We start from the raw sequence: 11,558 nt of genomic DNA, 5'->3' as shown, positions 1-11,558 counted from the left end.
GAGCCGTCCACGTTGGAGCAGCGGCGCTCAGAGCCAACCCGAGCGGCGGAAGAGGCGGTGCAGGGCGAACGCGGTCAGCGCCATCAGGCCGAGCACGGTGGGGTAGCCGTAGCGCCAGTGCAGCTCCGGCATGTTGGTGAAGTTCATGCCGTAGATCCCGGCGATGCCGGTCTGGGTGGCGGCGATGGCGGCCCACGCGGCGATCTTGCGCATGTCGTTGTTCTGCTCCACCGCGAGCTGCGCCAACCGGGACTGCACGATCGAGTTCAGCAGGTCGTCGTAGGCGGCGACCCGGTCCACCGCCCGGGTCAGCCGGGCGTCCACGTCGACGAACCACCGGTGCAGGCCGCGCGGCGGGTTGTCGGGCCGCTGGTCGAGCAGGGAGCGCAGCGGCGCCTGGAGGGGCTGCACCGCCCGCTTGAACTCGACCACCTCCCGCTTGAGCTGGTAGATGTGCTGGATGTCGGCCGATCGGTCGCGGGCGAACACCGCCTCCTCGACGCGTTCCAGGTCCCGCTCGACGTGCCCGGCGACCTCCAGGTACAGGTCGACCATCCGGTCGCAGACCGCGTACGCGACCGCCCACGGGCCCTGCGCGAGCACCGCGGGGCGCTGCTCGACGTCGGCGCGTACGCAGGTGAGCGCGCCCGCGGCGCCGTGCCGCACCGTGACGGCGAAGCGGTCGCCGACCAGCACCATCACGTCGCCGGTGTCGACCACCTCGGAGGTGTCGGTCAGTTCGGCGTGCTCGACGTAACGGGCGGTGCGCAGGACCAGCAGGGTCACGTCGCCCTCGCGACGCACCGTGGGGCGGTGGCCGTCGGCGAGGGCCTGCTCGACGGTGAGGTCGTCGAGCCCGAAGGTGCGGCCGACGGCCGCCATCACCGCCGGATCGGGCTCGTGCAGACCCAGCCAGACGAAGGTGTCGCGGCCGCGACGGCTGCGGGCGTACGCGTCGGCGTAGTGCGGGCGGCCGGGCTCGCGCCGCCCGCCGACGTAGACGGCACAGTCGACCACGGCGTCGGGATTGGCGCGACGGGGCTCCGGCGCGCGCTGACCGGGCAGCGGCCGGCCGAGCAGCCGGTCGAACACGGCCGACAGCCTGACCCGTTCCTTCGACCGCCGAACCACCCGTCCCCCTCCGCCGCACCGGCATCCGCGCGGACACCGTACTCGGGTCCGGCGGGGCCGGGGGTCACGGCACCCGGGTGGCGAACACGACGACGTTGTCGACGTAGTTGCCGGTGTCCCGGTCGAACCGGCCGCCGCAGGTGATCAGCCGCAGGCCGGTCGCGTCGCTGGGCCCGTAGACCAGGTCGGTGGGGAAGCGGTCCTTCGGGTACGACCCGACGCCGTCGACGGCGAAGGTGGCGACGCTGGCGTCGGCGCGGGTGATCCGCACGGTGTCGCCGGGCCGCAGGCGGCCGAGGTCGAAGAAGACGGCGGGGCCGGCGGCGGAGTCGACGTGCCCGACGATCACGGCGTTGCCGGTCTCGCCGGGGCTGACACCGTGCCGGTACCAGCCGGCCAGGGTGGGCCGGTCCAGCGGCGGCACCTCCAGGTGCCCGTCGGCGTCGGCGCCCACGGGGACGATCCGTGCCCGTACGTCGATGGCCGGGATCCGCACGTCGACCGGCGCGGCCCGGTGCAGCGGCGGCACCGGCGGCGCGGAGCGGGCCGGTGCGGGGGCGTCGGCGGCCTCCGGCCGGGGCGGGCGGGGCGGGGTCGTCGCCAGCCCGGCGGCGACCAGGCCGAGCCCGGTCGTGGCGAGCAGGACGACGACCGTGACCGCCCAGCCGGGCCTGCGCCAGGACACGATCCCACCTCCGTACGCGTGCGCCCGGGTGCCCGCTCCGGTGGGTTCACCGGTGCGGGCACCCGTTGCAGGGATGGACGACTTGCCGGAGTGGACGGCACGGGGCCGTCGGTCAGAGCGTGGCCGCCGCCATGTGGCGCCGGCGGCGGGCCAGGACCAGGGCGCCCCCCGCGGCAGAGCCGAGCAGGGCGCCACCGGCCGCCAACGCGCCGGTCCCGTCGGTGCCGCCGCGCCCACCGGCCTGGGCCCCACCGATCGGGGTGACGGTGAACGTGGCGCTGCCGGCCGCGCTGCCGTCGCCGCAGGTCGCGGTCACGGTGTAGGTGCCCAGGGTGAAGCCGGCGGTGAAGAGTTCGGCGCTCAGCCCGCCGCCGGCCGCCGCGGTGGTGGACCGGACGTTCTGGTCGCGGTCGGGGCCGGTGACGCGGAAGATCGCGTCGCCGGACTTCGGGTTGCAGGTCGTCGCGGTGAGCACGACCGTCCCGCCGACCGGCGTGGTGGCCGGTGACACGACGGTGTCGGCCAGCGCCGCGCCGGGGAGCAGGAGCGTGCCGAGACCCACGCCGAGCGCCGCCGATACGAGAACTGTCTTTGCCTTCATACGCGTCTTCCCTCACTTTTCGTCCGCTGACTGCGTGGGACGTCGTTCGGGTGGCCAACTCCGTGACTAGCACCGGTGTGACCAACCCTAGGAGGGTTGGGACCCCGATCCGGTGAAAATGAGAAATCCTCGTTGCCGTCACGTGTCCACCCCCGAGGCGGAGGGAGCAGCGGAAACGCCGGCACGGCCCACCCGCGAGGGTTGGCCGTGCCGATGTCACCGGGGGGCGTGCTGTCGCGGCTGGGCCGCCCCGGTCCCGCTCGGGAACGGTGCCCCGCGACGGGCCGTACGCGCCCGGCCCGCCGCGTTGGCCCGGTCCTGGCCGCTTTGCTCCGGGCGGGACCGGGCCGCCGTTCCGGTCGCCGGGGCAGCGGGGTCCGCCGGTGCCGGCCGCGTGCCGCGACGGGGTCAGCCCTGCGCGGTGGCGCTCTCGGGGCGCGGCTCAGGCAGTGGCTCCCCGGTCTCCAGCAGCGACTTGAGGCTGGCCAGCAGCTCCGGCCAGCCGCCACTGCCGTCGAGTTGGCCGCTGACGGCCCGGTACATCTCGCTGCCCGGGGAGAAGTCCTCGTGGGTGACGGTCAACTTGACGAACCCGCCGTACGGGGCGATGTCGAAGGTGACCCGGGACCTCCGCTCGCCGAGCCGGGCGGCCAACTCCTCGGCGGACCAGCCGAAGTGCGCGGCGTGCTCCGGCTGGAAGCCGTGCCAGCTGTAGGAGAGCCGGCGGAACGGCTCGGCGACCAGTACGCGCTGGCCGAGGTCGCGGAACTCGCCGCCCGGCTCGTCCTGCCAGAGCACGGGGGAGCCGACCCGCCAGTCGGAACGCAGCGCGACGCCGCCCCAGTAGCGGCGGGTGAACTCCGGCTCGGTCAGCGCGGCCCAGAGCCTCTCGGGGGTGGTGTTGACGTAGGTGGTGTAGACGAAGGTGGGACTGTCCATCGGCTCCCGCTCCAGAGCTGTCCGTAGGTCGGCGAGTGCGCGCACCCGCTCGCGGTCGTAGCGGTCGATCCATCGTTCGGCGACGGCGTTGATCGGGACGGGGTTGAGGTAGTGCAGCTTCTCCCGGCCGCGTCGCACGGTGGTCACCAGGTTGGCCGCCGCCAACACCGCCAGGTGCTTGCTGACCGACTGGCGGGTCATGTCGAGCCCGGTGCACAGCTCGCGCAGGCTCTGCCCGTCCTGCCGGTTGAGGTCGTCGAGGAGCCGGCGCCGACTCGCGTCGGCCAGCGCCCGGAACACGTCGTCCACCCTGCCCACCTCGCACATGCAACCACCCGGCTGCCTGTCAGGTTAGGCAACCGGGCGACTGCATGTCCAGCGTGTCGCCGCATCGGCCCGTCGGGAGGCGGCGGGAGCGGTCAGGCCGGGCGGCCGACGTCGTCGTGCAGCAGCCCCACCAGCGCGGAGAGGCCCTCCTCACCGTGGCCCCGGGCGACCGCCTCGTCCAGCAGGTCACGCACCGGGCGCATCAGCCCGGCGTCGACCCCCAGGTCCCGGCAGGCCGCCAGCAGGTTGCCGAAGCTGGCGGCCTGCATCCGCAGGGAGGACCCGTCGGCGTCGTGCTCGCCCGAGTCGACGGCCGCCGCCATGGCGGGCAGCTCCCCGAGCATGGCGGTCAGCCACCCGGTCACCATCGGCGCGAACCGGCCCACCGGCGTGCCGGCCGCGCGGACCATCGCCGTGGCGTGCAGGAATCCACCGAACATGCCGTACATGGCGGCGAGCAGGGCCAGGTCGTGCACGGCCGCCCGACCGGGGTCGGCGCCGAGCCAGTGGACGTCGCCGAACGCCTCGAGGGTGTCCCGCCAGTCGAGGAAGGCGTCCTCCGCGCCGCTGTAGAGCACGAACGCGCCGGGCTGGCCGATCATGAACGGCACGGCCATGATGCCGCCGTCGACGTACCTCGCGCCCCGCGCGGTCACCCACTCCGCGAGCCGGTGGGCCTGCGCGGGGGTGCCGTTGGTCAGGTTCACCACCGTCCGCCCGGCCAGGGCCGGCGCCGCCCGCTCGAGCACCCGGCGGGTGACGTCGTCGTCGAGCAGGCACACCACGACCAGTTCGCCCGCCGCGACCGCCTCGGCGGCGGAGCCCGCCACGTCCGCTCCCGCCCCGGCCAGCGCGGCGGAGCGCTCCGGCGACCGGTTCCACACGGTCGTGGGGTGGCCGGCGGCGAGCAGCGCGCCGGCCAGGGCCCTGCCCATCGCACCGAGCCCGAGCACGGCGACGGGCCGGTGGCGTGGGGCGCTCACGCGGCCGTCTCCGCGTACACCCGGACCAGCCGGGAGAAGTCGTCGGCACCGTGCCCGGCGTCCACCGCGCGGGCGGCGACGGCGTTGGCCGCCCGGAGCGTGCCGGTGTCGATGCCGTGCCCCTCGGCCGCCTCGACGATGTGCGCCATGGTGGCGGCGGCGGAGGCGATGGTGGAGACGTCGGCGGCGTGGTTGCCGACGTCGATCCGCCCGGCCAGGTCGTCGACGAGGTCGGGCAGCAGGCCCGAGATCCCCTTGGCGTACGGCGCGAGCTCGGTCGCCGTGATCCCCTCCGCCCGGGCCAGGGCGAAGGCGTGCGCGATGCCACTCATCGCGGTCCAGAACACGTCGAGCAGCGCCACGTCGTGGGCGGCCGCACGAGCCGGGTCCGGGCCCAGCCAGTCGGCCGAGCCGCCCAGGCTCCGCAGGGTGTCCCGTTGGGCGTGCCAGACCCGTTCGGGCCCGCTGTAGAGCACCAGCGCCGCGGACCCGCCGATGGTGGGGGCCGGGGTCATGATCGCGCCGTCGAGGTAGTCGACGCCCTGCCTGGCGGCCCAGGCCGCCATCGCCCGGGCCCGCTGCGGGGTGTCGGCGGTCAGGTTCGCCAGGGTGCGCCCGGCGAGGGCTTCGACCGCGGGCTCGACGACGGCGCGGACGGCGGCGTAGTCGATGACGCAGGCGAGCACGAGCGGGCTCGCGCGGACGGCCTCCTCCACGGTCGGCGCCCGCCGGGCGCCACGTGCGACGAGGGGATCGGCCCGGGCGGCCGTGCGGTTCCAGACGGTGGTCGGGTGGCCGGCGGCCAGCAGCGCGCCGGCGAGGGCCCGGCCCATCGGCCCGAGGCCCAGCACGGTCACCGGGGAGAGGTCGCGGTCGGTCACGGAAGTGCTCCTTCGTGGACGGGGTGGCTCGGCCCTTGCGCGTGCCGCCGGGCCGGTCCCATCCTGTTTCCGTACGCGCGAAGCATCAAGTACCGACTATTTTCTCAGGTACTCACCTTTTGGTAAGTGAGAGCGGGGCGACGTGAAGAAGCGGACCTACACGTGCGGGCTCGACGCCGCGATCGACGTCGTGGGCGGCAAGTGGAAGGCGCTGATCCTGTGGGAGCTGGACGGGGGTCCCCGCCGCTTCGCCGAGGTGCGCCGGGGGATCACCGGGATCAGCGAGAAGATGCTGATCCAGCAACTGCGCGAGATGGAGGCGTACGGCCTCGTGCACCGCGAGGTCTACCGGCAGGTCCCGCCGAAGGTGGAATACTCGCTGACCGACTTCGGCCGGTCCCTCAACGAGGCGCTGATGCCGCTCGGCGACTGGGGCGAGCGGAACATGGCGACCATCGAGGCCATCCCCCGGGACTGACCGGCCGGCGCGAATCCGCGTGCCCCGGCGGCTGCCCGGCGCGTAGGGTCGCGCGGTGACGGAGATCAGGACCGAACGGCTGCTGCTGCGCGACTGGCGGGAGTCCGACCTCTCGCCGTGGGCCGCGATGAACGCCGATCCGGAGGTGCGCGAGCACCTCGGGCCGCTGCTCACCGCCGAGCAGGCCGCCGCCTCGGCGCGCGCGTTCCAGGCCGACCTCGACCGGCTCGGCTACGGCTTCTGGGCCGTCGAGGTCCGCGCCGGCGGCGCGTTCGTCGGCTTCGCCGGGCTCGACCGGGTCGACGAGGGTGTGCCGGTCACCGGCGTGGAGGCGGGCTGGCGGCTCGCCCGCTCCGCCTGGGGCCACGGCTACGCCACCGAGGCGGCCCGGGCCGTCCTGCGGTACGGCTTCGACACCGTCGGGCTGCCGGAGATCCTGGCCATCACCACCGCGACCAACCTGCGCTCGCAGGCGGTGATGCGTCGCCTCGGCATGACCACCGATCCGGCCGACGACTTCGACGACCCGGAGGTCGCCTCCGGTCCGCTGCGCCGGCAGGTCGTCTACCGCAAGCGGGCCGGGGACCGCTGAGCGTCGGGCGTCGCGGCGTCGGGCTCGGTCACCCAGCCGGCGAGCAGCACCAGCCCGGTGGGCCGGTGCACGGCGAGGAAGCCGAAGGGCCGGTCGACGTCGAAACATACCCGCCGCCTGCGGGCGGTGAGCCGCGGGCGGGCGGAACCCGCCCGCGTGGCGACGGCGGTGACCACGGCGGCGCGGAAACCCGTCGCGCTGAAGGTGGCCGTGGCGCTCTGCCGCGCCTGCGAGACCGCCAGGAGCCGGGAGATGCCGGGAAAGTGGTCGCCGTCGCCGGCCGCGGTGGACAGGCCGAACAGCGCGGCCCGCTTCAGCAGGTCGTGGTCGGCGGAGACGGTGAAGGCCACGGTGCGGACGAGCAGCTCCGGCCGGTCGTCGAGGGCGTCGACGACCTGCTCGTCGACGCCGGGGCCGGCGGCGACGGGCAGCGCGGCCGGCACCTCGAGCGCGCCGACGGCGGCCGGCAGCACCTCCGCCGCCCCGTGCTGCGGCGCGCCCAGGGCGAGCACCACGTCGACGTCCTCGGCGCCCCGCACGGTCAGCAGGCTGAGCGGGCCGGCGGGGGTGTCGGCGGCCCGCAGCGCGTCGAGGTCGTAGCTCGTCCGGCTCAGCCCGACGAGCCGGCGACCGTGCCACGGCCCGGCGGACGGCTGGCACCAGGCGTCGCGGAACGGCGCGGCCCACTCGGTGCGCAGCGACAGTGCGCTGGCCAGCACCATCGCGGTCGCCGGGGTGACCCGCACCGGCATCCGGGGGACCAGGCCGTCGGTGTGGGTCGCGGCCCACCCGTCGAGGGCCCGCTGGTCGTGCGCCGGATCGCCGGTCAGCTCCCCGCGCATGACCGCCGGCACCTCCCGCAACCACCGGTCGGCCAACGGCAGGTCCCGCCGCGCCCAGGCGGCGAGCGCGAGCCGAGTGGTGGGGGAGCGGTCCAGGTCGAACCGGGCCGGTTCCGGCGCGACCGCGAGCAACTCGTCGCGGACCGGACCGGTCGCGTGGCGGGCGAGCAGCGCCAGCAGCGGATAGACGCCGGCGCCGGAGACGACCGTCTGCCCGTTGTCCACCGTGGACGCCCAACGGGCGGTGAGCGCGTTGGCGGCGGTGATGCTCATCGGCGGGCGTCCTCCCGGTTGCGCGGTGGCCGTCGCCCGGGGGCGACCGCTGGCACCCTACCGCCGTCCGGCGACCGGCCGACGCCCCCGACCCGGGCCGGTCGGTGCCCGGGCGCCCCCGGTGGTGTGGCAGCGTGGGCGGCGTGAACACCTCCGCGGCGCTGGACGTCGACCTGGCGCTGGTCGGCGGCGGCGGCGCCGCGTCGCTGGTCCTCGCGGCCCTGGAGCGGCACGGCGTGCGGGACCTCCGGGTCGCCGTCGTCGACCCGGTCCACCGGCGCGGCCAGGACCGGACCTGGGCGTTCTGGGACCGTCCCGGCAGCGACCTGGACCCGCTGCTGGCCGCGAGCTGGGACCAGGTCGAGGTGGCGACACCCGACGGCCGCCGCGTGCTCGAGCTGGCCCCCCTGCGGTACGCCATGCTGCGCTCCGGCCCGGTCTACGCCCGGGCTGCCGAGGCCGAGCGGCGGCTCGGTGTGCGACGGATCGTCGCGCCCGTCGACGCCCTGCACGACGACGGCGGGCACGTCACGGTACGCGCCGGCGGCGCCGGGCCGGCCGTCCGCGCGTCCTGGGTGCTGGACTCCCGGCCCCGGCCGCCCCGGCGACCCGGGCGCACCAACTGGCTCCAGCACTTCCGGGGCTGGTGGCTGGAGTCCGCAACGCCGGTCTTCGACCCGGCCCGGGCCGTCCTGATGGACTTCCGCACCCCGCAGCCCGTCCGGGGCGTGTCGTTCGGGTACGTCCTGCCGGTCAGCGACCGGTACGCCCTGGTGGAGTACACGGAGTTCGGTCCCGACCTGCTCACCGACGCCGGCTACGACGCGGCGCTGGCCGGCTACCGGGACCTGCTCGGCCTCGACCCCGCCCGGTTGACCGTCCGCGAGGTGGAGAACGGGGTGATCCCGATGACCGACGGCCCGTTCGAGGCCCGACCCTCGCCCCGGGTGGTCCGCCTGGGCACGGCTGGCGGCGCCACCCGACCCTCCACCGGCTTCACCTTCTCCGCCATGCACCGCCAGGCCGAGCAGGTCGCCCGCGCCCTCGCGGCCGGCCGCCCGCCGGTGCCCGCTTCCGCGTACCCCCGTCGGCACCGCTGGATGGACGCGGTCGCGCTCCGGGCGCTGGACGCCGGCGGCGTCGGCGGGCCCGACTTCTTCGGCCGGCTCTTCGACCGCAATCCCGCCGAGCGGGTGCTGCGGTTCCTCGACGGCGCGACCACCCCGGCGGAGGAGGTGGCGCTGATGAGCACCACCCGGCTGCGGCCGATGGTCGCCGCCACCGCTGGCGACGCCGTGGCCCGGCTCCGCGACCGCGTCGACCCGACCCGGCGCGCGGCGACCTGGACGGTCCCGCGACCGGTGGTCGGCGACCGGGCCGACGCCGACGGATGAGCCGCCTCAGCTGACGCGGACGGCGTCGCGGATCAGGACGCGCAGTTCCTCCATCGGGTCGCCGTCGCCGGCGCCGAGCAGCGTCTTCGTCGCCGCCACGGTCAGGCCGAGGTCCGGATAGGCGTAGGCGAGGCTGCCGCCGCTGCCCGCGGAGCCGAACGCGCCGTCCGGCTCGACCGCGTAGCCCAGGCCGAAGCTCCCCTCCTGGCCGAAGACCCACTCCGTGCCGCGCACCGCGACGGCGCTGACCTCGCGCAGCCGCTCGGGCGAGATCAGGCGTACGCCGTCGACCTCGCCGATCAGCGCGGCGAACATCCGGGCGACGGCCCGGGCGGACATCGTCCCGGTGGCCGGAACGTCGGCGCGGAGGAAGTCGTCCCGGGTGCCGACGCTGGCGTCCGGCCGGAGACCGGGCGGCGCGACCCGGTCGAAGTTCGGCAGGTTGGCGGCGGCCCAGTCCAGCAGGGCCGAGAGGTTGCGGTCGGCGACGGGGGCCAGCCGGCCCAGTTCGGCCTCGGGCACCCCGAAGAGCAGCTCGCCGGGCACGCCGAGCGGCCCCGCGACGTCCTCGGCGAGCACCCGCGAGATCCGCCGACCGGTGACCCGGCGGACCACCTCGCCGACCAGCCAGCCGAAGGTCCAGGCGTGGTACGCGAGCACGTCGCCCGGCGCCGAGAGCGGCACGCTGTCGGCGACGATCCCGCACATCCGGTCCCAGTCGGTGACATCGGCGACGGTGACGTCGGGCGGCAGCGCGGGCACGCCCGCCGTGTGGGTCAGCACGTGTCGCAGGGTGACCCCGTCCTTGCCGTGGCGGGCGAACTCCGGCCACACCTCGGCGATCCGCAGGTCGTAGTCGAGCAGGCCCCGCTCGGCGAGCACGTGCACCACGGTCGCGGTGAGTCCCTTGCCGGTCGACACGCTCCAGATCGGCGTGCCGGAGGTGAGCGGCCGACCCGTGGCGCGGTCGGCCACGCCCGCCACCTCGTCCACCACCCGCGTCCCGTGCAGGTAGGCGGCCACCTGCACGCCGGCCTCGCGGCCGGAGGCCACCAGCTCGTCGATCCTGCCGCGTACCTCGGCCCGTAGGTTGTCCCAGCTCCCCGTCACGGGAGGTCATCCTGCCAGCGGCCGGAAGCCGGGTCACGGCCTTTTCCGCCGCCGGACGCCGGGCCGGCGGGGCGGACGAGGACTTCGTCGCGGCGACGTGCCGACCGTCGGGCGGGTTCGCGCGGCAGGTCGTCCGCGCGGCGCCGCCGCCCGACGGCGGGGGAGGCGGTGCGGATTCGGTAGGTTGCCGGCATGGTGGACGAGACGGCCGGCAGGGTCGTGCAGATCTGGACCGACGGCGCGTGCAGCGGCAACCCCGGCCCCGGCGGGTGGGGCGTGGTGCTGCGCTACGGCGCGCACGAGCGGGAACTGTGCGGCGGCGAGGCGACCCCGACCACCAACAACCGGATGGAGCTGATGGCGGCCATCCAGGCCCTGGAGAGCCTGACCCGGTCGGTCACCGTCGAACTGCACACCGACAGCACGTACGTGCGCAACGGCATCACCAGCTGGCTGGCCTCGTGGAAGCGCAACGGCTGGCGGACCGCCGCGAAGCAGCCGGTCAAGAACGCCGACCTGTGGCAGCGGTTGGAGGCCGCGTGCGCCCGGCACGAGGTCACCTGGCTGTGGGTGAAGGGGCACAACGGCCACCCGGAGAACGAGCGCGCCGACGCGCTGGCCAACCGGGGCATGACCGAGGCCCGCGCGGCGGCGGTACCCGCCGGTCGCTGATCGGACCGGCGGGCGGGCCGGCGCTCAGGTCACTCGGTGCGGCTCGGGTCGGTGGTGCCGGAGACGGCGTCCACGTCGTAGCCGGCGCGGCTGACCTCCCGGGCCGACCGCCGGTCCTCGGCCGGCAGGTCGGCGAAGTCGTCGCCGGTGTCGTCGGTGCTGCGCAGGGACTCGCCCGGCGGACGCAGCGACGCCTGCATGGCGGTGGCGCCGTCCGGCTCGTCGGTGGCGGCCCGGTCGGTACGGTTCTGATCGGTCATGCCGCTCTCCTGCCCCCGTGGCCTGCCCGCAAACGTGCCCCGCCGCGCTCAGCGGGCCGCGTCCGGGTGGCCCGGCATGCCGGAGCCGCCGCTGGAGCTGCCCGACGCGCCACCCGCCATGCCCGACCCGTCGTCCTCGGTGACGATGTCGGGCCTCGTCGTCGTGTCGTCCGGCGCCGGGACGTCGGTGTCCGCCTCGACCTGCACCAGCCGGGCCTGGCCGGCCTCGTCCTCGGCGTGCGCCGGATCGACCGGCAGCTCCCCGTCGCGCGCCCGATACCCCACCGCTGCCTCCCCGTGCCGTCGCACCGCCGCGTTCCGCCGATGCCGTTGTCCGCCCCGGCTACCCGCAGCCCTCCACCCAAAACCCGCCCGCCCCCGCCCCCGACC

General features: G+C 75.6%; 14 protein-coding genes. 4 read left to right on the top strand and 10 right to left on the bottom strand.

Features of this window, described 5'->3' with window-relative positions:
• Positions 1-27 precede the first annotated feature (27 nt).
• The 6 genes from RM555_RS21870 to RM555_RS21845 all read right to left on the bottom strand — a co-directional run bounded on the left by RM555_RS21870 (position 28) and on the right by RM555_RS21845 (position 5,547).
• Positions 28-1,131, bottom strand: a complete 1,104-nt coding sequence (locus tag RM555_RS21870; RefSeq protein ID WP_396888823.1) for a magnesium and cobalt transport protein CorA — start codon at positions 1,129-1,131, stop codon at positions 28-30.
• A gap of 64 nt (positions 1,132-1,195) precedes the next feature.
• On the bottom strand, positions 1,196-1,816 hold the full coding sequence (locus tag RM555_RS21865; RefSeq protein WP_311413489.1) for a class F sortase: 621 nt from the start codon (positions 1,814-1,816) through the stop codon (positions 1,196-1,198).
• A gap of 112 nt (positions 1,817-1,928) precedes the next feature.
• On the bottom strand, positions 1,929-2,417 hold the full coding sequence (locus tag RM555_RS21860) for a hypothetical protein (protein WP_132239627.1): 489 nt from the start codon (positions 2,415-2,417) through the stop codon (positions 1,929-1,931).
• A 408-nt stretch (positions 2,418-2,825) separates the two neighbouring features.
• The gene (locus RM555_RS21855; protein ID WP_311413488.1) at positions 2,826-3,665 is read right to left on the bottom strand and encodes an ArsR/SmtB family transcription factor; all 840 of its coding nucleotides are present in this window, start codon (positions 3,663-3,665) and stop codon (positions 2,826-2,828) included.
• Positions 3,666-3,775: 110 nt separating this feature from the next.
• Positions 3,776-4,666, bottom strand: a complete 891-nt coding sequence (locus RM555_RS21850) for an NAD(P)-dependent oxidoreductase (protein WP_311413487.1) — start codon at positions 4,664-4,666, stop codon at positions 3,776-3,778.
• A complete protein-coding gene (locus tag RM555_RS21845) occupies positions 4,663-5,547 on the bottom strand; it encodes an NAD(P)-dependent oxidoreductase (RefSeq protein WP_311413486.1) in 885 nt (294 codons plus the stop codon). The genes RM555_RS21850 and RM555_RS21845 overlap by 4 nt, the downstream gene beginning before the upstream one ends.
• Before the next feature lie 142 nt (positions 5,548-5,689).
• Here RM555_RS21845 and RM555_RS21840 point away from each other — a divergent pair, with 142 nt between their 5' ends.
• Together RM555_RS21840 and RM555_RS21835 are read left to right on the top strand one after the other, a co-directional pair.
• Positions 5,690-6,025 carry a winged helix-turn-helix transcriptional regulator gene (locus RM555_RS21840; RefSeq protein WP_132239631.1) on the top strand — a complete coding sequence of 112 codons (336 nt, stop codon included), beginning with the start codon at positions 5,690-5,692 and terminating at the stop codon, positions 6,023-6,025.
• 55 nt (positions 6,026-6,080) lie between these two features.
• On the top strand, positions 6,081-6,617 hold the full coding sequence (locus RM555_RS21835; protein ID WP_311413485.1) for a GNAT family N-acetyltransferase: 537 nt from the start codon (positions 6,081-6,083) through the stop codon (positions 6,615-6,617).
• Here the strand turns inward: RM555_RS21835 and RM555_RS21830 are convergent.
• Positions 6,590-7,732 carry a serpin family protein gene (locus RM555_RS21830; protein WP_311413484.1) on the bottom strand — a complete coding sequence of 381 codons (1,143 nt, stop codon included), beginning with the start codon at positions 7,730-7,732 and terminating at the stop codon, positions 6,590-6,592. The genes RM555_RS21835 and RM555_RS21830 overlap by 28 nt on opposite strands.
• Before the next feature lie 143 nt (positions 7,733-7,875).
• Here RM555_RS21830 and RM555_RS21825 point away from each other — a divergent pair, with 143 nt between their 5' ends.
• Positions 7,876-9,126: a lycopene cyclase family protein gene (locus tag RM555_RS21825; protein ID WP_311413483.1), complete on the top strand. Its 1,251-nt coding sequence runs from the start codon at positions 7,876-7,878 to the stop codon at positions 9,124-9,126.
• Between the two features lie 6 nt (positions 9,127-9,132).
• Here the strand turns inward: RM555_RS21825 and RM555_RS21820 are convergent, their stop codons facing one another.
• Positions 9,133-10,236, bottom strand: coding sequence for a serine hydrolase domain-containing protein (locus RM555_RS21820; RefSeq protein WP_311413482.1), 1,104 nt, complete (start codon positions 10,234-10,236; stop codon positions 9,133-9,135).
• Positions 10,237-10,428: 192 nt separating this feature from the next.
• Between RM555_RS21820 and rnhA the strand changes: the two genes are divergently transcribed.
• Positions 10,429-10,908, top strand: a complete 480-nt coding sequence (gene rnhA / locus RM555_RS21815) for a ribonuclease HI (protein ID WP_311413481.1) — start codon at positions 10,429-10,431, stop codon at positions 10,906-10,908.
• A gap of 29 nt (positions 10,909-10,937) precedes the next feature.
• On the opposite strand, the gene RM555_RS21810 is transcribed toward rnhA, so the two are convergent.
• Together RM555_RS21810 and RM555_RS21805 are read right to left on the bottom strand one after the other, a co-directional pair.
• Positions 10,938-11,168, bottom strand: a complete 231-nt coding sequence (locus RM555_RS21810; protein WP_121398427.1) for a hypothetical protein — start codon at positions 11,166-11,168, stop codon at positions 10,938-10,940.
• Positions 11,169-11,216: 48 nt separating this feature from the next.
• On the bottom strand, positions 11,217-11,453 hold the full coding sequence (locus RM555_RS21805; protein WP_311413480.1) for a preprotein translocase YidC: 237 nt from the start codon (positions 11,451-11,453) through the stop codon (positions 11,217-11,219).
• Positions 11,454-11,558: the final 105 nt, after the last annotated feature.

The sequence above is a fragment of the Micromonospora reichwaldensis genome, from assembly GCF_031845925.1.
In the GTDB taxonomy this organism is placed as follows: domain Bacteria; phylum Actinomycetota; class Actinomycetes; order Mycobacteriales; family Micromonosporaceae; genus Micromonospora; species Micromonospora reichwaldensis.
The sequence above is the reverse complement of the archived record's forward strand: the minus strand, read 5'-3'. Positions and strand labels throughout refer to the sequence as shown.